This is a genomic window from Nonomuraea sp. NPDC000554 (genome assembly GCF_040300065.1).
Lineage (GTDB): Bacteria > Actinomycetota > Actinomycetes > Streptosporangiales > Streptosporangiaceae > Nonomuraea.
The window spans coordinates 335,171-354,966 of record NZ_JBEPDC010000004.1 but is presented as its reverse complement, the minus strand read 5'-3'; the positions used below and the strand labels follow the sequence as shown (position 1 = coordinate 354,966).

Below are 19,796 nucleotides of genomic sequence, written 5' to 3'. Positions count from 1 at the left end.
GTGGAGGAGACGCGGCGCGAGCGCAAGAAGCGCCAGACCAAGGAGTTGCTGGTCAAGACCGCATTCCAGTTGTTCAAGCAGCAGGGATACGAGCAGACCACCGTCGCGCAGATCAGCGCCGAGGCGGACGTGGCCACCAAGACGTTCTTCAACTACTTCCCCAGCAAGGAGGACGTGGTCTTCGCCGACGGGGAGCGGTACTACAACGCGACACTGGAGGCGATCGAGGAGCGGGCGCCCAACGAACGTGTGCCCGACCTGCTGGCCAAGACCTACGAACGGGTCATCGCCCGCTACCTCGCCGAAGGCCCGGTGACGGGCGACCGCGAGATGGTGGACGTCTACGTTCAGCTGATCGCCACCGTGCCGGCCATCCAGGCCAAAGCCCTCCATGTGATGTTCGACCTGCAACGCAAGATCGCCGACGCGTTCGTCAAGGCCTTCCCCGACGAGCTCGACCCGGTCGTCGCGTCGGCCGCGGTGGGCGCGTTGATGGGGGCACTCCAGGCGACCGGGCTCACCAGCCGGGAACTGGGCCAGTCGGAGGAGGAGACAGTGGCTTCCGTGCGTCGCGCCATCGACCTGACCATGCGCGGCCTGAACTCCTTGTGATCATCCCAACGCGGTCGGTCCGGGAAGCGGCTCGCCTCCCTCGCTGCGCCCTGCGCCGCCCGCCCAAGGAGGCCTCCGGTTTGCGTCGCGGCTGCTGCTGCCGCCGTCCGTTTCGAATTCGGGTTCACGGTTGACCTGACGCGGAAGGCGCGTTCGACCCCGACCTGGCCGCTCGCCACCACAGCAGAGCAGGCGCTCTGTTGGAGCCTGACGCTGCCGCAGCAGGGCCGCGTCCTGGACCTGGAGGCAGCGCGCGGCCGACTGCCGGAAGGGGTGAATGCGCGAGACGAGTGCAGAGAGGTTGAGTGCAGGCTGGTCGGGGCGCGTAGGATCCCGGAGCGTGTGGGTTCGAGTGCTGGCCGTCATCGCCGGAATGATCCTTCTCGCCTCCGGCTGTGCTGCGGCGAAGAGACCGGCCGCCGACGGGCTGGCGTGGGCCGACTGCGACGACGGGTTCGAGTGCACGAAGCTCCGGGTGCCGCTCGATCACGGCAAGCCCGACGGTGAGAAGATCGATATCGGGGTGATCCGGCTACCCGCCACCGGCGACCGAATAGGCTCACTGGTGATCAACCCCGGCGGGCCGGGCAGTTCCGGCATCCAGTACGCCAGGGCTGCTCAGGCGATTCTGAGCCGAAAAATCCGGGAGCGCTTCGACATCGTGGGGTTCGACCCGCGCGGTGTCGGGGAGTCCGAGCCGGTCAGGTGTCTGAGCGACGACCGTCTCGACGCGTTCCTCGCACTGGACACGACCCCCGACTCCCCGCAGGAGCAGGCCGCGCTGGAGCAGGGCTCGCGCGAGTTCGCGGACGGCTGCCAGGCCAGGTCGGGACGTCTGCTCCCGCACCTCGGAACCGCCGACGCCGCCCGCGACATGGACCTCCTGCGCCAGGCGTTGGGCGAGGAGAAACTGACGTACCTCGGCAAGTCCTACGGCACCTTCCTGGGCGCCGTGTATGCCGACCTCTTCCCCACCAAGGTCCGCGCGCTGGTGCTCGACGGCGCCCTGGACCCGTCCATCTCCCGCCTCAAACTCAACTCCGACCAGGCCATGGGCTTCGAGCGCGCCTTCCGCGCGTACGTCGAGGACTGCCTGGCGGAGGGCAGTTGCCCGTTCCGCAGCCACGACGTGGACGGCGCCCTGAACGAACTCACCGACCTGCTACGCCGCGCGGACGCGCAAGCCCTGCCGTCCGACGGACGCCAGGTCACCGAGGCCCTGGCCACGTTGGGTGCGCTAACCCCGCTCTACGGCCGCGGCTCCTGGCCCGAACTGACGAAGACGCTCCGCCAGGCACTGGCCGGCGACGGCACCCCGCTCCTCGCCAACGCGGACCGGCTCGTCGGCAGACGCGACAGCGGCACCTACTCCAACCAGACCGAGGCCAACATGGCCGTCAACTGCGTCGACAGCTCCTATCCGCGCGACACCTCCGCCTACGCCACCGCGGCGGCCCAAGCGGCTGAACGATCGCCGAGATTCGGCCCGTACATCATGTGGAGCTCCCTCCCCTGCGCGACCTGGCCCGCCAAGCCGACGTTCCGGAACCATCCGCTCAAGGCCAAAGGATCGGCCCCTATCCTCGTCATAGGCACCAAACGCGACCCGGCGACCCCGTACGAGTGGGCACAGTCCCTCGCGTCCCAGCTGGACTCGGGGGTCTTCCTCGGCTTCGACGGCGACGGCCACACGGCCTACTTCAACGGCTCGTCCTGCGTGGACGACGCTGTGGACACCTACCTCCTGACAGGTGCAGCGCCTGCGGACGGGACGATCTGTCCGGGGATCAGCTAGTCAGCGGGAGCAAGAACCCCTCGGGCTCCTGTAGACTCGTCACGCTGTACGGCACGCCGCCTTAGCTCAGTCGGCCAGAGCACTTCACTCGTAATGAAGGGGTCTGGGGTTCGAATCCCCAAGGCGGCTCCCAGGTCAAAGGCCCTTCCGGATGATCCGGGAGGGCCTTTTGCGTGGGCGTACAGCAGCTCCGTACAGCAACAGGGACTGAGGCTTCGTAGGCCGAGGCCGCGCGAGGTCGCCTGGTGGGGAGTTCAGAGAACCCGGTTTGGACCGCGTCAGGAGACGCCGTCGCGCAGCACCGCGACGGCCCGCGCGGCCGCGGCGCCGATGGCGGCGTTGATCGCGGCCTCGTCGGAGTCCCGCCGTGTCCTGGTGAATACGGTGGCGGCGTAGCGTTGGCCGTCCGGATAGGTGATCACGCCGACCTCGTTGCGCACCACGCCCAGCAGGCTGCCGCTCTTGGAGGCCATCTGCGCCGGTGGCCGGAACCCGCTCGCCAGCCGGTGGCGGGTCAGCTGGCGAGCCATCACGGCGCGCACCCGCTCGCAGGCGGCGGCCGGGCCCGCCTCGCCGGTCCAGATCAGCCGCATCAGTTCGGCCATGTCGCGCGGGGTGGTGCGGGTGCCCTTCGCCGGGTCGACGGCCCGGCAGGTGAGGAGCAGTTCGGCGACCCGGGCGAGTTCCTCGGGCGATGCGCCGGCTGACCAGGTGGTCAGGTCGTTTCGGGGCAGCGAAAGCGCGCCTCGGCCGCAGGTAGACGGGCCGGACCGCTGACAACGAGGACCACTTCGGAATCCATGGAGATGCCATTCCGAGCGCGCAGGAATCCCGTCCGTGGCTAGGACGTGCCTCGCGAAGCCACCCCACACCATGCTCGATAGCGGATTTCGATGCAAGATCTTGACAACGTCGGTGGCCCGGTTTACAAGGCGACTGTCATTTTCGGGACGCGTTCTGCGGTGTTCGCAGGTGAAGATCGACGTGGCGCGGGGCGCGAAAGGTAAAGGTGAAGCCGTCAACAGAGCGCCCCTTAGAGCGTCCGCCAGTAGGCATCGGATGCGTGGGGATGTGTCTGACGCCAGGAGCGAGTGTCAGTGCGGACGTCTACTATCCGGGCTGACTGGTGATCAAGTGTGACCACCGTTTCCGTCTGAAGGGGCGCCCCAGCATGACCACGATCTTTACCGTGTCCGTCGACTCCGTCGAGGGCTCGACCCTCCGTGGGAGGGTGCACATCGTCAACCCCGACGTCCCATATGTGCCGGAGGAGACCGTCTTTCCGCTGTCTCTCCTGGTGGACGCCTGGTGGCACCTGAATAGCGGATATTGGCACAACGAAGGCGACGATGAGCGCGGCGGAGGCCGATGCCCCTTCACAGAGGAGCAGGGCAAGGACATCACCGCAGGCATGCGGCTGAAAGATGAGTTCCAGAAACTCTTCGAACTCATCCTCGGTAAGGAGATAAGGGTTACCAGAGATGGGTACCTGCTCGCGGACGACGGCAAGACCGTCCTCGAACCTAGGCGCAAGGCGGAAGACGTGTACAAGCTGAGCGGGGGCAGCCGCCCCGGCTATTCCGTGTTTACTTCCGGCGACGCCGAGGAGTTCTCGCAACGCGCCGCCGACATCGTGACCTCCTACGACATCAGCCCATATCGGAACGTCCCGCTACTGAGTGAGGTCGCGGCGCTGAAGGACCCGAACGAGCCCTGGGATCCGGAGGAGCCGGACGGCCCCGCCGATCTGGACGATTATGGCGCATGGAAGCTTCTGCGGGACCGCTCCTTCGCTGACCGTCCTTACGCAGAGATCGTGGTGACGGTCAGCGACGCTGGCTACCTGGAGCACATGGTCGCCGGTATGCGCTGGGATACAACCATGACCGGGCATGTGTGCTGAGAACTCGTAACACGAGGTCTTGCCGACCCGATTGGGCGACGAAGTGGGTGACAACGAGGACGTTCGATCATGGACGTCCACGGACTCTGACGGACGGTTAAAGGCAGGTCACCTCCTCGGTGGGGGAGGATGAGCAAGTCCTTGATTTTGCTCGTAATGAAGGGGTCTGGGGTTCGAATCCCCAAGGCGGCTCCAGCTCAGATGCCCTCCGCGATGATCGCGGAGGGCATTTTGCTGACTGTCTCGTCCTTGTCGACGTCAGCGACCCGACTGGCCGGCGGTGTCAGTGGTCAGGCAGTGTTGGATGGGGAGCATCGGGAACGATGCCATGCATGTCGTTGGTGAGGGCCCATCGGTCATGACCTCGCCACGCACCATTGATGAACAGGAGATCAGGGGAGTAACCCTCGTGACGGAAGCCGTAGCGTTGGACCAGTTTGATGGACGCCTGGTTCTCGGGGCTGATCTGCGCTTCCAGCCGATGCAGCTTTAGCTCGTCGAACGCGTGACGCAGCACCAGGCCAAGACCTTCTGTCATGTATCCGAGACCGGCATAGGGCGTGAAGGAGGCGTAGCCCAGCGAGCCGCTCTGGAACCGTCCGCGAATGATGCTGTTGATGTTGACATTGCCTGCGATGGCGCCGGTGTCGCGCAGACAGACCAGTAAGCCTTCGGCAGATCGCCCCTCGTCGAATCGACCAAGGAACGTCTGGAACGCCTCCGGGGTCGCGGGCAGATTCAGGCCGACGCTGGCACTGACCCGTTCAAGAAACTCCTCTTGATCGTGGCTGGTGATGCGGCGCAAGGTCACGCGAGGAGAGCGCCCCAGGTCAACGCTGGGAGCCCCGGCAGTTTGGCTGTTTCCTTCGGTTCTGCCGTTCTCAATCACGGACGGAACGCTATCGCGCGACGTGACCAGCCGTCCGGTGTAGCCGCCGTCGGCCCATGTGAAGACCTCTCCCGCAACAGCGCCGGCACCGGATGCGCGCCGTAACGGTCTTGCACCGACGCGACGGCGCACAACAGCAGCCCGAGCGTGTCGACCATGACATGCCGCTTGTGGCCCCTTCAGCTTTTGCCCGCGTCGTAGCCGCAGACTGCCGCTCCCACGGTCTCAGCTGCCTCGACCGTCTGGGATCACACAAAGATCAACTTTGACAGTAGACCCTAGGCGGCGGCGAAGTCCCTAACTATCTGGGGCAGGGCCTTGAGCACGCTCGTGCTGTGGTCGACGTCACCGACGTCGGTCAGGCGTGGCGCTGCGCCGTGGGATATCAGTTTCCGCTGGCAGTACTGGGCGTTGTCGAAGGCGACGTCTCTATCGCCCTTGCCGTGGTAGATGTGCACGGCCACATCCGGCTTCCAGCTGCAGGTGGAGTCGAGTGCGGTCAGCAGTCCCTTGAGGTTACCCGTCGGCTTGCGGACCTGGTCCAGGAACTGCGGGGTGAACAGCTTGGCGGAGGTCGGAGGCAAAGCCTTGACGATCTCCTCGGTCTGGTGGTGGCCATCGAGGAGCCCTTCCACCTGCTTGTCGTAGGGGGCGCGGAAGGCCTGGCTGGGCGAGTCGTAGATGCCGGTGAAGCGGTCGGCGGCGACCGCGAAGTAGGCCAGGTACGCCGGTGCCATACGGACCTTGTCGTCGGCCGCGGCCTTCTCGAAGGCGCTCAGGTGGAACGGCCCGGCGACCGTAGCCAGCGCGCCGAGCCGGAAGTAGGAGTCCTGGCCCTGTTGCAGGGCGTGGCCGAGCATCATGGTGGCGGGGCCGCCCTGGGAGAAGCCGCTGATCAGCACCCGCTTGTCCAGGCGGCGCTCATGCTCGGCGGCGAACGCGCGGGTCGCCCGCAGCGCGTCCAGTGGGGCGGACACGGTGGCCCTCGGGTTGCCGTAGGGATGATGGCCGGGGCCTTTACCCAGGCCGAGGTAGTCGGGAGCCGACACCGCCTGGCCGGCGGAGGCGAACAACAGAGCCGCTGCGCGGTCGGGAGAGTCGGCTTTCACCGAGGCCACATCGCCCCGGTACACGGTGGTGCCGTGCAGCCAGGAGACCACACGCAGAGCGCGACTCCGGTTGTCGGGCAGGGCGACTAGCTGGCTGGCGATGGTGGGCCTACCCTGCGGATCAATGGTGCGGTAGACGACTCGGTAGGCCGTCACGCCGAACTTGGCTTGTGCCGGGTCGATCCCGGCCGTCGTGAGCCGCCTGGCGATCTGATGCTTGTCAAGCTTGTCTACCTGGGTGACGGAGACCACGGTGCCGCGTGCGAGGGAGGCCCGGTCTACGGGTCTGCGCGACAGCGCTTGTCACCATCGCGGTCGAAAGGCAACCCAGCGTCAGCGCGCCGGAGATCATCAGTCGTGTGACATTCATGAGAAATGACCATAAAAACTCTCCTGAGCTGCCACATTGTGGTGGGCCCGCCAATGAACGGTAGGGCTGTCCCCACCTCTACGGGATTCCCTGGAGGCTGACCGCAAGGGTTCTGCGAGAGCTCTCGCCGCAGGTGCGGATACTGGCCGGTCTGGGATGCGGCCTGCGTGGTGGTCAAAGCACGCCTCCGGCACATGTCCTCACGAGATGATCGGGCTGCGGCGTTCGATGACGGTGACGTCGCGCCAAACGCCGTAGTGGCGGCCGATACGTTCGCGAGTACCGATCACTCGGAATCCGGCGCGGGCGTGCAGGCCGAGGCTTGCGCTGTTCTCGGGGAAGATCCCTGACTGGATCGTCCAGATCCCGGCCTGCTCGGTGGAGGCGATCAGGGCTTGCAGCAGGGCGAGGCCGACGCCCAGCTTTCGGGCATCGGGGTGGACGTAGACGGAGTGCTCCACCACGCCTGCGTAGACGCAGCGGTCGGAGACGGAGGCCGCAGCGACCCAGCCGAGCACCCGTCCGGCCTCGTCCAGGGCGACATGGCGGTGGTCTGGAAGCCTGGCAGCGTCGAACTGCTGCCAGGTGGGGGCGGTCGTCTCGAAGGTGGCTTGGCCTTCGTCTATGCCGAGTTGGTAGATCGCGAGTACCTCTGGGGAGTGCTCGGGCGTCATTGGTGCAATGCGTGCTCTGGCGGTCATCTCTGCCCCAGCGCAGGGAGGATTTCGGCGATCAGGGCACGGACCCGGGCTTCGATGTCGTCGCGGATCGGGCGGACGGCGTCGATGCCTTGCCCGGCGGGGTCGTCCAGTTGCCAGTTCAGGTAGCGCTTGCCGGGGAAGATCGGGCAGGCGTCTCCGCAGCCCATGGTGATGACGACGTCGCTGGCCTGCACCGCCTCGGTCGTGAGGACTTTGGGGATCTCGGCGGCGATGTCGATCCCGACCTCTTTCATCGCCTCGACCACGATCGGGTTCACCGCATCGGCGGGCGTGGATCCGGCCGAGCGGACCTGGAGGTGGCCTTGCGTGAGGTGGGTGAGGAACGCGGCGGCCATCTGGGAGCGTCCGGCGTTGTGGACGCAGACGAACAGCACGGACGGGACGGTGGTGCTCATGGGCGGGTACTTCCTTGCTCGGCGAAGGCGGCAGAGGTGACCTCGATGTCGCGTGGTGCAGATTTCAGCGCTTGTGGGCCGAATACGACGGCGACCAGGCCCAGGCCGACGGCGGCGCCCAGGATTTGGGCGAGGATGAACGGGCCGACCGAGGTGGGCGCGATGCCTGCGTAGGTGTCGGTGAAGGCCCGGCCGATGGTCACTGCCGGGTTGGCGAAGCTGGTGGAGGAGGTGAACCAGTAGGCCGCCCCGATGTAGGCCGCCACCGAGACGGGCGCGAGGCCGGCGCGGCCGGTGCGAGTCAGTCCGAATATCACCACGATCAGCCCGGCGGTCGCCGCCACTTCGGCCAGCCATAGATGATCCGCGTGCCGCTGTTGGGTCGACCAGTTCACCAGCGGACGGGCGAACATGGCATTGGCCAGCACCGCCCCGCCGACCGCCCCGCTGATCTGGGCTACCGCGTAGGCCGCCACGTCCCGCAGGAGTGGCCCTTGACCGTCTCCGCGTCCGTTCCACCAGGTCGCGAGGGAGACGAGGGGGTTGAAATGAGCGCCGGAGACCGGCCCGAGGACGGCGATCAGGACTCCCAGGCCGAAGACGGTGGCCAGTGAATTGGCCAGCAGAACGACCGCGCCGTCCTGGCTCAGGTCGGCGGCCTGGATGCCGGAGCCGATGACCACGGTGACCAGCGCGCCAGTACCGACGGCCTCGGCGGCCAGGCGTCGGCCCAGGGGATGGACACTCCCGTTCACGTGCGGGCCGGGGTCGGAGTGGGAGCTTGGAGCAGGGACGACAGGCGGTTCAACGCGACCGGCAGCACCCAGTAGTAGACCCACGTGCCGCGTCGTTCGGAGCCGACCAAACCGGCCTCCCGCAGCACTTTCAGATGGTGGGAGATCGTGGGCTGGGACACGTCGAACGGGCCGGTCAGGTCGCACACGCATGCCTCGCCACCCTCATGCGAGGCGATCAGGGACAGCAGGCGCAACCGGACCGGGTCTGACAGGGCTTTGAACATGCGCGACAGTTCTGCTGCGTCCGCTTCACCCAGAGGTTCGCGTGCCATCGGGGTGCAGCACGCCTCGGCCGGGTCGAGGACGGGCAGCTCTTGTTTCGACATGAGTCTATGTTGACATGCGTCTAATCAGGGTGGCAATCTCGCTGTATCGACAGTCGTCGATACAAGCCGTTCTCGATGGGAGACCGCTATGTCTCGTGTCCAACTCGCGCTGCGCGTCGGTGACCTGGAAGGCTCGATCGCCTTCTACTCCAAGTTGTTCGGCGTGCAACCGGCCAAGCGTCGCCCGGGCTACGCCAACTTCGCCATCGCCGAACCCCCGCTCAAGCTGGTGCTGCTCGAAGGTGAGGCCGGTCAGGAGACCCGCATGGACCACCTCGGCGTCGAGGTCGAAAACGCCACCGAGGTACAGGCGGCAACCCAGCGTCTCAAGGATGCCGGACTCGCCACCTTCGAAGAGAACGACACCTCCTGCTGCTACGCCCTCCAGGACAAGGTCTGGGTGCACGGCCCCGGCGCCGAACCCTGGGAGGTCTACGTGGTCAAGGCCGACGCCGACACCCTCGGCAAGTCCGCCGCCGACGGCGGACTCCCGGAGACTGATGAGGCATCTGCAGGGGCTGGGGTTCGAATCCCCAAGGCGGCTCCAGATCAGAAGCCAACTCCCGGTTCCTCGCGTCAGGAACCGGGGCCGGCCGACGTGACCGGCAGTGCGACGGGGCGGTAGGTCAGGCCGTCGCTCCACTGGACGTCCTCGGCAGGAACGGCCAGCCGCAGCCCCGGCCGTTTGACCACCAGCGCCCTGACAGCCTCGGTGAGCTCCACCCTGGCCAGCGCGGCGGCCAGGCAGCGGTGCGGACCGTACCCGAAGGCCAGGTGCGGGTGCGGCGGTTGCCCGCCGAAGCGGTGGATGTCGAAGCGCTCCGGCTCGGGGAAGGCGCGGGGGTCGTGGTTGGCGGCGTTGAGGTTGGGCATCACGACCGTCCCGGCTTTCAGGGTGCCGCCCGACAGCTCGACGTCTTCGGTCATCCGGCGCATGAACGCACTGGCCGGCGGCCCGTCGTAGCGCAGGATCTCCTCGGCCGCGGTGGACGCCAGCTCCGGCTGAGCGACCAGTTCGTCCCACTGCTCGCGGTGGAGCATGAGGCGGAAGGCTCCCTTGGACACCATCGAGGCGGTCGTCTCGTGCCCTGCGGTGATCAGCGAGAACACGGTGTTGACCAACTCGCCCTCGCTCAACCGGTCCTCGTCGTCGCGGGCCTGCACGAGCAGGTCGATGAGGTCGTCGCCGGGTTCCGCGCGATGGCGGGCCACCAGGTCGCGGGCGTAGGCCATGAACTCGGCGTAGCCCTGGTAGCGGAGCTGCTCGGTCGCGGTGGAGGTGGTGAGGAACATGTCCGTCCACGCCACGAACTGGTCGTAGTCATTGTGCGGGACGCCGAGCAGCCGGCAGATGACCCGGCCGGGCAGCCGCACCGCGAACGCGTCCACCAGGTCGAACTCCTGCCCCAGCCTGTCGAGCAGCTCACCGGCGATCGCCGCGATCCAGGGCCGCCACGGCTCGGTCTGGCGGGGCGTGAAGGCGCCGTGCATGATCCGCCGGTAGCGGGTGTGCTCCGGCGGGTCCTGGTTGATCAGCGCGTCGGGGTCGTCGTCGATGCCCACGCCGCTCACCAGCCGCGGCAGTCCAGGAAGGCGCAGGTTGCGGCTGGAGGCCGCCGAGCCCAGCAGGGTCCGCACGTCCTCGTATCTGACGGCTACCGGCACCAGATCCCCGCTCGGCATTGCGGCCGGCTCCAGCGGCCCCTCCTCGTGGCGTCGCGCGAACTCCGGCGGCGGCGTGCCCAGCGGTCCGGGGACGATGTCCTTGTTCGGGCTGAGTTCGGCGGTCATCGCACCCCTTCCGCTCCGGGCGCCGTACAGGCGGCCCAAGCGGAACGTATGCAGGGGGCTGCCCGTGGTCAACGGCCGGATCCGGACACCTCCGCTCCATGGAAGCGGCTCGCGGATCCGAGCTCCTGCCGGGACGGTCTGCTTGGGCGGGCCTGCGGCCAGGCGGAAACACCGGGAGCCGGATCCCGGGCCGACCCTGACCGCACGAAAGCCGGACGACTACCGCGTCGGCGAGCTGACGGACGCCGACGAGACAGGGCGCAGCGCCTGTGGCGTTGCTGCGTGCTCCCTCGCGGATGATGAGGGAAGGGTTGTGGGCCGAGGTCGGTGCGCAGGTTCGCGCCCGAGAACTTCCTCGATTGCCCGCACGGTTCCCGAACTCCTTCCTCCGGTCAGCTCGCCCTCACGCGGCTCATTCATCACGGAGGTCACGATCAGGGAGGTCGCGATCAGGGAGGTCGCGCAGTGCTGTCCTGTCGCGCACGGCCAGGAGCTCCGGGTTCAGGAGTTCCGGGCTCAGGACGATGTTGACCGTCTGACGGGCCGGCCCGTTGGTGTTGGCCGACTGGGCGCGGGAGCGGGCACGGGCGCGGGCGAAGGCCCGGCTGAAGGCCCGGCCGAAGGCGCGGTTCCAGTGCCTCCACGGCCCGTCGTCCAGCTGCTTCGTCAGGGTTGCGGTCTTCGCGTCCGCGCTCGTCGTGGTGGTGGCGACGTTGAGGGTCACCATGCCTCCGGCGAGAACGCCACTCACCGCCAGCGTGCCCAGGATCTTCTGTATCGCGCGCATATCGCATTCACCCTTCGCGAAATGGGGTTGATCGACTGGGAGAATCCTCCCGCTCAACAGCTTCTCCTGCGAAGATATGTGACAAACCTTCATTCCAGCCTTTACAATTCCTTTAACCGAATGTCATCGCATTCATCTAGATTTCCCTTTTAGTCGACATTGTGGGCAACATTCCTACCTCGGATGGGAAATGGGGTCCACGCGGCGAAGGGGGATATTATTCCGCCAGTCTGGGCGCCTCTGGAACCCGGGTTGGCCTCGAGGCCCAGATCGCCCGGCTCGACGTGCCGAGGACACTGTTGGCCGCTGAGGAGAAGGCCGGCGAGGGGTTCGGCGACTTTCGCGCCCAGGCCCTCGCCCGTCGGGTCGTCCAAGGCGAAGAGATTCTGTACTCGCGCGAAGCCGCTGAGGTGGCTGCTCGTGGATGTCAAAGCGGCAAAGGAGGATATTCGCGAGCAAGTGCTGACTGTTCTGCATTCCATGTCGGTATGGGTGGAGAAAGTCCGACGCGGTTAGGAAAAGTGCAATACGCGCCCTCCCTGCGGAGATCGTCCCGCGCGCCGCCGTGTTCGAGGACGTCCCCACGAAGCGCCTGGACGGCCACCCGCCTCCGGGACGGGCGGGCCTGGAGAAAACTCGAACGCGCGTAACCATCGGTCCCATCACCGCGATTCCGGGACGAGGGGGTCGAGCCCGTGCGAACTGATGACGACTCGGACCAGGTGCGGCGCCACACCGAAGAGCGTATGGCCAGGATGATCGCCTACGCCCGCGCGGGGACGACGCCGTTCGTCTTCATCCCGCTGCTCGGCTGGGACCGCCTGCAGTATCCCGTCATCTCGCTGCTGTCGGCGCTGGTCGCCACGGGGGAGGCGACATGGTTCTTCCGGCGGGTGTGGCGCCGCGGCGACCTGCGCGACTCCCTGCTGATCTGGGCCGACGTCGCCTTCTGCGTCGCGCTCATGCTGGTCGGCACCCGGGCCGCCGTCCCCGCGGACCGTAACGTGATCACGACCGAGTTCCTCCCGTTCAGCCTGGTCGCGTCGGCCGCGATGGGATTCGGACTGGGCTTCCAGAAGAAGGCCGTACCGGGGTTGGCGGCGATGTGCGCCGCGTGGGTGCTGGCGCTCTACCCGCACTTCGCGTTGAAGCTCGTCTCCGACCTGCTGGGGTTCCTGCTCTGGTACGTCATCGCGGTGCTCATCGGCCGGGAGCTGCGCACCCTGGCCGAGGCGACCGAGCGGGCCCAGCGGGCCGCCCGGCGGGCCCAACGGCTCCTGGCCGAGCAGGAGAAGCTCACGGTGATCACCCGGCAGAGGGAGCTGGCCCACCGGGAGATCCACGACCATCTGCTCCCCATCGTGGACCACGTCGCCGCGGGTCAGGTCGTCGATCCCGGCCTGGCCCGGGCGGCCAGGCTGGGAGCGAACCGGGCGCGCCGCTTCATCATGGACCCCCGCGTCGTCACCGGGCTGCCCTTCGGGCAGCTCATGGAGGAGCTCTGCGACGTCTACGTCGACCGGGGGCTCGCACTGACCTCGGTGATCCTCGTGGACGGCGAGCCGCCGGAGGAGGTGGGGGAGGCCGTCGCCGCCGCGGCGCGGGAGGCGCTGACCAACGTCCTCAAGCACGCCGGGGACGACGTGCGGGTCAACCTGTTCGCGGAGTCGGGCGCCGGCGGCCTGGAAGTGGTGATCCGCGACCGCGGTCGCGGGTTCAACACCACGGTGGTCCGTCCCGGAGGCGGCTTTCTCAGCACGTTCGCCGCCGTGGCCCGGCACGGCGGCGCATGCGTCGTCACGTCAGAGCCGGGTGCGGGCAGTCGTGTGACGATCCGCTGGCCGAAAGAAGCCCATGCCGAGTAGCGCCTCCGCGAAGCTGATCATCATCGACGACCATCCGGCGGTGACGGAGTCCATCACCCTGCGGCTGCTCGACGCCGGGTTCGCCGTGCTGCCTCCGTTGACGGGCGTGGACGGCATCGACTGGGCGCTCGCCCCTGACGTCGCCATCTGCGACCTGCGGCTCCTTCCCGGCCTGTCGTGGGGCGGCGCGATCCGCCATCTGGTCGGCCACGGCTGCCGGGTGCTCGCCATGTCCGGGGTGGCCACCCCCGAGCAGGTGCTCGACGCGATCGAGCAGGGGGCGCAGGGGTTCGTGGAGAAGACCTCGATGCCGGCGGAGTTCGTCTCGGCGGTCAACGCCGTCGTCGAGGGGCATCACCACGTCTCGGCGCGTCTCGCCGGGTACATCCTCGAGGACGTCCGGCGGCGCCCGCTGGCCGACGGGGAGCTCGGCCCGGAGGAGATCGCCGTCATCAGGGCCTTCGCCCAGGGTGACAGCGTCTCGGAGGTCGCGCTCACGCTCGGTGTCGCGGAGCGGGACGTGCACGCGCTGGTCGCCCGCGTCTTCGACGTCGTACGCCGCCGCCGCAGGGATCGCCGGTACCGGCTGACGGAACGCGAGCTGCAGATCGTCCGCCTGGTCGGTCACCTCGGCCTGACCCGGCACGACGCCGCCCGCGCACTCCGCCTCAGCGACGACCGGGTGTCGGACCTGCTGGGCAGCGTGCGCGACAAGTACCTGGCCTGTCACCCGGACGAGAGCCGCAACCTGGCGCCGCTGAGCGCGGCCATCCGCTGGGCCAACGAGCTGGGGATCTTCTGATACCACGCCCTCATATCACCCGCAATCCCCATTCTTCCGGGGATACAGGACCGTTCCAATTCCAGCTACAAATCAGGCATACACCCGGGTGGATCAGGAGGGGACATGAGTGTTTCATCGCTGAGCCGGCGGTTGCGGGTCATCGCCGCGCTGGTCGTCCTCGTCGGTTCCGGCCTGCTCGCGGCCGCACCGGCTCCGGCGTCCGCGCAGGCCCGTCGAACCGTCACGCTGCGCGTCGGCAGGATTCTCCAGTTCCAGCAGGTCACCGGCCAGGCGGCCTGGGCGGACCGGGCGTTCAACCGGGTGCGGAACGCGGTCTGGGCGTTCTACGACAACGGGGTCTTCGCCTTCAACACGACCGACGTCCGCACGGACCTCTACCCGTTGCGGGGACGCTACCGGGTCAACGGGAACGTCGTGACCTTCAGCGCGAACGGATCGGCGCAGATCGGGGGGAGCAGCGCCTTCACCGAGATGATCGGCAGCATCGACTTCGGCTCGCGGCCCGCGGTCATGACCCTCAACTGGGCCAGCGGGGCCGGCTACGGCGCGGTGGTCAACAACCAGAAGTTCGGGTCCACCGCCTCGTCGGCCTACCGCGTCCGGCTGACCGTGGTCTCCGGCTGACCAGGATCGGCGAACAGCGAGGATACGGATAAAGCACCATTCGGATGCCCCGCAGATCGTTCGCTGGCATCGTGGGGGCCATGGCGAAGGATCTTGTGCGGGGCGGCGGTGCAGGGTTACTGGTAGCGCTCGTGCTCGGTCAACCGGTGTCGCAGTGGTACGACAGGAACGTCGAGGGCCTCACGGCCCTCGCCTCCGGGGCCATCGCCGTGCTGCTGATCGTCCCCATCGGGTGGCTGGCGGCGAAGCTGGTGAGGGTCGCTCATCCGGTTCGCGTCGCGCTGCTCGGTCCCTTGCTGCTGTGGGTGTTCAAGAGCGTGGTGGAACCGGCCGTGCCGGACCCGTCCTCGTTGTTCGCCGTTCTCGGGTTCGTCGTGCTGGCCGTGGTGACCTATGCGGCTGCCACCTGGCTGACGGGCGTCGAGTCGCTGCTCCCTCGTGTCATCGCGGCCGGGGTGGTGTGCGCGTGCGTGATCACCTCGGCCATGCTCCAGGAGCGGCAGGAGGAGGCCCGCAAACGGCAGGTCCGGCGGGATTGGATCGCCGCGCTCGCCCAGTCGGGTCCCCGGGCGGTGCCCGACGCCGTCCCCGGCCGCACGTTGGTGGGCGTGTGGACGCTCTCCGACGAGGTCCTGACGCTCGACTACGCCAAGGATCGGACGAGCGAGCCCGACGTATTCGTCCAGATCCACGACAAGGGAGATCCGCGCGAGAGTTGCGCGATGTGGGTGCAGGGGCATCCCGGACTGGCCTGTGAACGGCTGGCGGCGGATCGGTGGCTGTCCAGGTTCTACGGCAGGCTGGTGCTGTTCGCCAAGGTGGGTGACAGCCTGGTCCAGGTCGATTCGAAGGCTCTGAGCCTCGACCAGACGATCATCGCGGGGACGAAGTTGCGCGCGGTGAGCGCGGAGTACCTCGCCGACGCGGGGGCCGCAGGGTGATCGACAGCGCGTGGCGCTTCGCGCCGCGTCCGGTGAGAACCGCCTACAGTGCAACGGTCGGCCTCTTACGCGGGGTCGCCCCTTCCCCCTTTCGCCTACGAGACATGAGCCGGGTCATTGTCCACAACACCTAGCGAGCTCCTGCACCCCCAAGCCGGTCGTGAGGTGGCGCGTCTCGGCTGGCTGGACGCCCTTCGCGGGATAGCCGCCGTCGCCGTCGCGATCCACCATTCCACCTTCGTCTACACGCCCCAGACCCGGGCCGCGGTCCTCGGCTGGTTCAACCCCGGCGTCTGGGGCGTGATGGTGTTCTTCCTGGTCAGCGGGTACATCATCCCGGCCTCGCTGGAACGGCACGGTTCCGTGCGGCGCTTCTGGGTGAGCAGGTTGTTCCGGATCTACCCCCTCTGGATCGTCGCGGCCGTGGCGCTCCTGCTGCTGGCGGCCGTCGGGGTCAGCCAGGTGCGCGGGGAGCTGTACCGGTTCGACCCGGTGACGGCCGTGCTGGCGCACGCGACGATGATGCAGGACCTGCTCGCGGTGCCGAACGCGGTCAACGTGCTGTGGACGCTCTCGTACGAGATGGCGTTCTACCTCGTGGTCGTGGGGCTGTTCGCGGTCCGGTGGCACGGACGGTCGGTGTCGCTGGTCGCCGTCTGCACGGCGGGCGGAGTGGTCCTGGGGTTCCTCGGGCCCGTGCTGCTGCTGAGCGGCTCGGCCGGAGCTCCGGCCGCGGTCGCCGTCACGACCCTGGTCATGGTGGCCGCGATCGGGTCGGCGTACGTCTCCCGTCCGGCGTTGCGCCGGGCCGGGATGCTGGCGGGCGGCGGGCTCGCGCTGGTCCTGGTCATCCTGAACGGCAGGCTGTCGCCGTGGTTCGGGCTGTCGATCCTGGCGGTGATGTTCAGCGGGACCGTGCTGCACCGCGCCGAGAACGGCACCGTGCGGTGGCGGACGGCGGTGCTGGTGTGCGCGGGGGTGCTGGCCGTCACCGTGGCGCAGGGCTGGTGGCACCCGGAGGAGGTCGAGGGCGGCCCGGTCTCCTGGACGGTGTCGCTGGTGCTCGTGGCGGTCACGTTCGGCGCGGGCATGGGGCTGCGGCACCGGAGGGTGCCCGGGTGGCTGGCCAGGCTGGGCATGATGAGCTTCTCGGTCTACCTGCTCCACCCGCTGCTGCTGAAGGTCTCGGACGCGACGGTCGGCCGCTGGCGGGACTATGACAACCCGGTTCCGCTGGTGGTGTTCCTGGCGATCCTGCTGCCGGTCTGCTGGGCGACGTACCGCTTCGTCGAGAAGCCGATGCAGCGCAGGGGCCGGGAGCTGGCTCGCCGGATGTCCTGACCATTGCCGGACAATTCGCTGGAACCCGTTGCCGGGAGTGTGCCAGCATGCCCACGGTGTATGACGATCAGGCTCTGGCGGGCCTCGTACAGGAGTCCTTCGGGCAGCGGCCGGTCGGCGCGACCAGGCTCAGGGGCGGCAGCAAGAAGGGCGTCTACCGGCTGACGTTCGACGACGGGAGCACCGCCGTCCTCTACGTCTGGCACGAGTCCGAGAACTACTGGCCCGCGAGCGCGGCCGACGACGGCCCGCTGTCGGACGCGTCCGGGCTGGACCTGTTCGAGGCGGGCAAGGCCAGGCTGGACTCGCTCGGCGTCAGGACCCCGCACGTCCACGCGGTCCGCAGGCCCGACCTGGCGCTCGTCGAGGACGTGCGCGGAGGCACGCTGGAGTCGCGGCTGGAGGACGACCCCGTGCCCGCGCTGCGCCGGCTGGCCGCCGGCCTGGAGGCGATGCGACAGCACCAGGACCCGCGCCTCGGCAAGGTCGGCCTGCTCGAGACGGAACCGCAGGACCGCTCGTGCCAGCGGATCGTCCTCGACCGGGCGGAGCGCGACCTGCGGGAGGCGGCCTCCCGGGTCGACGCCGTCGCGGACGCGCGCGACAGGCTGGAGAACCTCCTGCACCGGTGTTACGCCGACGTCCGGCCCAGGTCGGGCCACTCGCTCATCCACGGGGAGCTGGGCCCCGACCACGTGCTGGTGGACGAGCGGGGCGAGCCCGTGCTCATCGACATCGAGGGCACGATGTTCTTCGACGTCGAGTGGGAGCACGTCTTCCTCCAGATGCGGTTCGGCGACCACTACCGGTGGCTGCGCGCCGACGGCCTCGACGAGGCCCGCATGGAGTTCTACCGGCTCGCCATGCACCTGTCGCTGGTCGCGGGCCCGCTCAGGCTCCTGGACGGCGACTTCCCCGACCGCGAGGGGATGCTGGGCATCGTCAGGCACAACCTGGAACGCGTCCTCGCCTACCGGTGAGGGGCCCTTGCGTGCCTGACGGAAATCGTTAACCCTTAGGAAAGTTTCCTTTTAGCTTCCTTGGGGGCGCGGATGCGCAAGCGCGCGATCGCCGCCGGAGGCGCGGCGCTCCTGCTGGTCGCCGGGTGCGCGCCGCCCCCCTCGGGCGGCGACCCGGTCAACGCCGAGGACGTCATGTTCGTGCAGATGATGGTCCAGCACCACAGGCAGGGCATCGAGCTCGTCAAGGTCGGCGAGGCGAAGGCGACCAGGCCCGAGCTGAAGACGCTGGCCGCGGCGATCGAGACCACGCAGCAGGACGAGGTCGAGATGATGCTGCGCTGGCTGCACGCGTGGGACCAGCCGCTGACCGCGCCGACGCAGGCGCACGAGCACCACGGCGGCATGCCCGAGACCGACCGCAGGAAGATCGCCGCCCTGAGGTCTTCCGGGCACTTCGAGCGGGACTTCCTCACCCTGCTGATCGCCCACCAGGGCGACGCCGTCCGGATGGCGGGGAACGAGGAGTCCGGGGGAGCCAACCCGGCGGTCAAACGGTGGGCCGCCCAGGTGGAGGCGTCGCGCAAGGCGCAGATCGAGCAGATGCGGGGCTTCCTGAAGCGCTGACAATCAGCGGCCGACGTCGGCGACGAAGTCGCGTAACGCCCGCTCGTAGCCGGTCGGGTCGACGTTCCACGACCCGACGTGGCCGCCGCCCTCGGTGCGCACCAGCGTCACCAGGTCGGGCCTGCGCCCGGCGAACTCCAGCGAGGGCCCGGTCGGGACGGTCGCGTCGTCGTCGTCCACGAACATCAGGATGGGCGCCTTGAACTCGTCCGCGTGCCTGACCTGGTCGAGGTCGTCGAAGGACAAGCCGGTGCGTCTCTCGACCACGAACTCGCCCACCGAGGCGAGCCAGCGCGGGACCCCTAACTGCCGCGCGCCCAGCTCGATGGGCGCCCTCCAGTCCATCACCGGGCTGTCCAGGATCATCCCCTTGATCGGCGCGTTCGGGACGTTCCGCGCCGTCATCGGGACGATGCCGCCGCCCATCGAGAAGCCGTACAGGATGACGCCGGAGGCGCCCTGGCCGCGGGCGTAGTCGATGGCGGCGGCCACCTCCTTCCACTCGGTGGCGCCGAGGTGGAACTTGCCGTCGTCGCTGGCGGGCGCGCCCTCGTCGTTGCGGTAGCTGATGCCGAGCACCGGCATCCCCAGCCTGTGGAAGACCGGGACGAACCGCAGCGCCTCCGAGGCGTTCGCGTTGCGTCCGTGCACCGCGATGACCCAGGTCTTCGAGTCGCCCTCGGTGCGCCAGGCCGGGAAGTCGCCCAACTCGCCGCGCACGTTGACCTTCTGGAACGGCAGGCCGAGCGCGGACGTCGGATCCTCGTGCCCCCACATCCAGCGGTCGAGGTAGGCGCGCAGGCCGGGCCGCAGCGTGCCCCGGCGGACCCGCTCGACCTCGCGGATGACGACGTCGCCGCTGGCGGAGACCGTCCGGCCGAGTGTGGCGTTGCCGTCGGGCCAGGTCAGGCCGTACGAGCCGGGAGCCGCGGTGTCGCCGCCGCCCTTCAGCGTCACCCGCCCGCCGTCGTAGGCGAGCACCTCCAGCGGGTAGCTCGCGCCCCCGGACGGGTCGATGACCATGCTGGAGTAGTACCAACCGGCACCGCCGACGCCGGCGGCGGCCAACGTCAGGACGACCGCCACCCCCCATACGACAATCCGCCTCATGCGCGAAAAATACCGAGTCCTCATAGAC

Annotated in this window: 20 protein-coding genes, 1 tRNA gene and 1 pseudogene; 12 read left to right on the top strand and 10 right to left on the bottom strand. The window is 68.3% G+C overall.

From position 1 onward, the window contains the following. From ABT294_RS10560 to ABT294_RS10550, 3 genes are all read left to right on the top strand, one after another. On the top strand, nt 1–612 hold the full coding sequence (locus tag ABT294_RS10560) for a TetR/AcrR family transcriptional regulator (RefSeq protein ID WP_350804983.1): 612 nt from the start codon (nt 1–3) through the stop codon (nt 610–612). 340 nt (nt 613–952) lie between these two features. Continuing rightward, nucleotides 953–2,407, top strand: coding sequence for an alpha/beta hydrolase (locus ABT294_RS10555; protein WP_350804982.1), 1,455 nt, complete (start codon nt 953–955; stop codon nt 2,405–2,407). Between the two features lie 55 nt (nt 2,408–2,462). Then, a tRNA-Thr gene (locus ABT294_RS10550) sits at nt 2,463–2,536 on the top strand. A gap of 149 nt (nt 2,537–2,685) precedes the next feature. Here ABT294_RS10550 and ABT294_RS10545 read toward each other — a convergent pair. Then, entirely contained in the window at nt 2,686–3,282 is a 597-nt protein-coding gene (locus ABT294_RS10545) for a serine hydrolase (RefSeq protein WP_350805161.1), read from the bottom strand. Between the two features lie 296 nt (nt 3,283–3,578). Here ABT294_RS10545 and ABT294_RS10540 point away from each other — a divergent pair, with 296 nt between their 5' ends. Further along, a complete protein-coding gene (locus tag ABT294_RS10540; protein ID WP_350804979.1) occupies nt 3,579–4,310 on the top strand; it encodes a hypothetical protein in 732 nt (243 codons plus the stop codon). 283 nt (nt 4,311–4,593) lie between these two features. Here ABT294_RS10540 and ABT294_RS10535 read toward each other — a convergent pair whose 3' ends face one another. The 6 genes from ABT294_RS10535 to ABT294_RS10510 form a co-directional block, all read right to left on the bottom strand. Then, nucleotides 4,594–5,199 carry a GNAT family N-acetyltransferase gene (locus ABT294_RS10535; RefSeq protein WP_350804977.1) on the bottom strand — a complete coding sequence of 202 codons (606 nt, stop codon included), beginning with the start codon at nt 5,197–5,199 and terminating at the stop codon, nt 4,594–4,596. 278 nt (nt 5,200–5,477) lie between these two features. Next, a complete protein-coding gene (locus tag ABT294_RS10530; protein WP_350804976.1) occupies nt 5,478–6,560 on the bottom strand; it encodes an alpha/beta hydrolase family protein in 1,083 nt (360 codons plus the stop codon). A 318-nt stretch (nt 6,561–6,878) separates the two neighbouring features. Further along, nucleotides 6,879–7,352, bottom strand: a complete 474-nt coding sequence (locus ABT294_RS10525; RefSeq protein ID WP_350804975.1) for a GNAT family N-acetyltransferase — start codon at nt 7,350–7,352, stop codon at nt 6,879–6,881. 23 nt (nt 7,353–7,375) lie between these two features. After that, on the bottom strand, nt 7,376–7,795 hold the full coding sequence (locus tag ABT294_RS10520) for an arsenate reductase ArsC (protein WP_350804974.1): 420 nt from the start codon (nt 7,793–7,795) through the stop codon (nt 7,376–7,378). Beyond that, nucleotides 7,792–8,550, bottom strand: a complete 759-nt coding sequence (locus ABT294_RS10515) for an aquaporin (protein WP_350804972.1) — start codon at nt 8,548–8,550, stop codon at nt 7,792–7,794. Before ABT294_RS10515 ends, ABT294_RS10520 begins: the two co-directional genes overlap by 4 nt. Further along, nucleotides 8,547–8,918 carry an ArsR/SmtB family transcription factor gene (locus ABT294_RS10510; RefSeq protein WP_350804970.1) on the bottom strand — a complete coding sequence of 124 codons (372 nt, stop codon included), beginning with the start codon at nt 8,916–8,918 and terminating at the stop codon, nt 8,547–8,549. The genes ABT294_RS10515 and ABT294_RS10510 overlap by 4 nt, the downstream gene beginning before the upstream one ends. Before the next feature lie 88 nt (nt 8,919–9,006). On the opposite strand from ABT294_RS10510, the pseudogene ABT294_RS10505 reads away from it, so the two are divergent. Further along, nucleotides 9,007–9,396 (top strand): annotated as a pseudogene (locus ABT294_RS10505) (ArsI/CadI family heavy metal resistance metalloenzyme); the annotation flags it as partial. 98 nt (nt 9,397–9,494) lie between these two features. Here ABT294_RS10505 and ABT294_RS10500 read toward each other — a convergent pair. Next, nucleotides 9,495–10,709 (bottom strand): cytochrome P450, encoded by a 1,215-nt coding sequence (locus ABT294_RS10500; protein WP_350804969.1) that lies wholly within the window; start codon nt 10,707–10,709, stop codon nt 9,495–9,497. A 412-nt stretch (nt 10,710–11,121) separates the two neighbouring features. Beyond that, nucleotides 11,122–11,496 (bottom strand): hypothetical protein, encoded by a 375-nt coding sequence (locus tag ABT294_RS10495; RefSeq protein ID WP_350804968.1) that lies wholly within the window; start codon nt 11,494–11,496, stop codon nt 11,122–11,124. A 695-nt stretch (nt 11,497–12,191) separates the two neighbouring features. On the opposite strand from ABT294_RS10495, the gene ABT294_RS10490 reads away from it, so the two are divergent. The 7 genes from ABT294_RS10490 to ABT294_RS10460 all read left to right on the top strand — a co-directional run bounded on the left by ABT294_RS10490 (nt 12,192) and on the right by ABT294_RS10460 (nt 18,658). Beyond that, the gene (locus ABT294_RS10490) at nt 12,192–13,361 is read left to right on the top strand and encodes an ATP-binding protein (protein ID WP_350804967.1); all 1,170 of its coding nucleotides are present in this window, start codon (nt 12,192–12,194) and stop codon (nt 13,359–13,361) included. Beyond that, the gene (locus ABT294_RS10485; RefSeq protein WP_350804966.1) at nt 13,351–14,163 is read left to right on the top strand and encodes a response regulator; all 813 of its coding nucleotides are present in this window, start codon (nt 13,351–13,353) and stop codon (nt 14,161–14,163) included. Before ABT294_RS10490 ends, ABT294_RS10485 begins: the two co-directional genes overlap by 11 nt. Before the next feature lie 105 nt (nt 14,164–14,268). Further along, complete coding sequence (locus ABT294_RS10480; protein WP_350804965.1) at nt 14,269–14,790, top strand: hypothetical protein; 522 nt, start codon at nt 14,269–14,271, stop codon at nt 14,788–14,790. 80 nt (nt 14,791–14,870) lie between these two features. Beyond that, a complete protein-coding gene (locus ABT294_RS10475; RefSeq protein ID WP_350804964.1) occupies nt 14,871–15,731 on the top strand; it encodes a hypothetical protein in 861 nt (286 codons plus the stop codon). 117 nt (nt 15,732–15,848) lie between these two features. Beyond that, complete coding sequence (locus ABT294_RS10470) at nt 15,849–17,072, top strand: acyltransferase family protein (protein ID WP_350804962.1); 1,224 nt, start codon at nt 15,849–15,851, stop codon at nt 17,070–17,072. A gap of 47 nt (nt 17,073–17,119) precedes the next feature. After that, complete coding sequence (locus ABT294_RS10465) at nt 17,120–18,052, top strand: phosphotransferase (protein WP_502912004.1); 933 nt, start codon at nt 17,120–17,122, stop codon at nt 18,050–18,052. A gap of 72 nt (nt 18,053–18,124) precedes the next feature. Then, the gene (locus ABT294_RS10460) at nt 18,125–18,658 is read left to right on the top strand and encodes a DUF305 domain-containing protein (protein ID WP_350804960.1); all 534 of its coding nucleotides are present in this window, start codon (nt 18,125–18,127) and stop codon (nt 18,656–18,658) included. 3 nt (nt 18,659–18,661) lie between these two features. On the opposite strand, the gene ABT294_RS10455 is transcribed toward ABT294_RS10460, so the two are convergent. After that, nucleotides 18,662–19,768 (bottom strand): alpha/beta hydrolase, encoded by a 1,107-nt coding sequence (locus ABT294_RS10455; protein WP_350804958.1) that lies wholly within the window; start codon nt 19,766–19,768, stop codon nt 18,662–18,664. Nucleotides 19,769–19,796 lie beyond the last annotated feature (28 nt).

Coding starts and splice junctions, on each gene's coding strand:
- ABT294_RS10545 (WP_350805161.1), bottom strand. CDS start 3,282: ATGGTGTGGGGTGGCTTCGCGAGGCACGTCCTAGCCACGGACGGGATT.
- ABT294_RS10540 (WP_350804979.1), top strand. CDS start 3,579: ATGACCACGATCTTTACCGTGTCCGTCGACTCCGTCGAGGGCTCGACC.
- ABT294_RS10525 (WP_350804975.1), bottom strand. CDS start 7,352: ATGACGCCCGAGCACTCCCCAGAGGTACTCGCGATCTACCAACTCGGC.
- ABT294_RS10520 (WP_350804974.1), bottom strand. CDS start 7,795: ATGAGCACCACCGTCCCGTCCGTGCTGTTCGTCTGCGTCCACAACGCC.
- ABT294_RS10510 (WP_350804970.1), bottom strand. CDS start 8,918: ATGTCGAAACAAGAGCTGCCCGTCCTCGACCCGGCCGAGGCGTGCTGC.
- ABT294_RS10500 (WP_350804969.1), bottom strand. CDS start 10,709: ATGACCGCCGAACTCAGCCCGAACAAGGACATCGTCCCCGGACCGCTG.
- ABT294_RS10495 (WP_350804968.1), bottom strand. CDS start 11,496: ATGCGCGCGATACAGAAGATCCTGGGCACGCTGGCGGTGAGTGGCGTT.
- ABT294_RS10485 (WP_350804966.1), top strand. CDS start 13,351: ATGCCGAGTAGCGCCTCCGCGAAGCTGATCATCATCGACGACCATCCG.
- ABT294_RS10480 (WP_350804965.1), top strand. CDS start 14,269: ATGAGTGTTTCATCGCTGAGCCGGCGGTTGCGGGTCATCGCCGCGCTG.
- ABT294_RS10475 (WP_350804964.1), top strand. CDS start 14,871: ATGGCGAAGGATCTTGTGCGGGGCGGCGGTGCAGGGTTACTGGTAGCG.
- ABT294_RS10465 (WP_502912004.1), top strand. CDS start 17,120: ATGCCCACGGTGTATGACGATCAGGCTCTGGCGGGCCTCGTACAGGAG.
- ABT294_RS10460 (WP_350804960.1), top strand. CDS start 18,125: ATGCGCAAGCGCGCGATCGCCGCCGGAGGCGCGGCGCTCCTGCTGGTC.
- ABT294_RS10455 (WP_350804958.1), bottom strand. CDS start 19,768: ATGAGGCGGATTGTCGTATGGGGGGTGGCGGTCGTCCTGACGTTGGCC.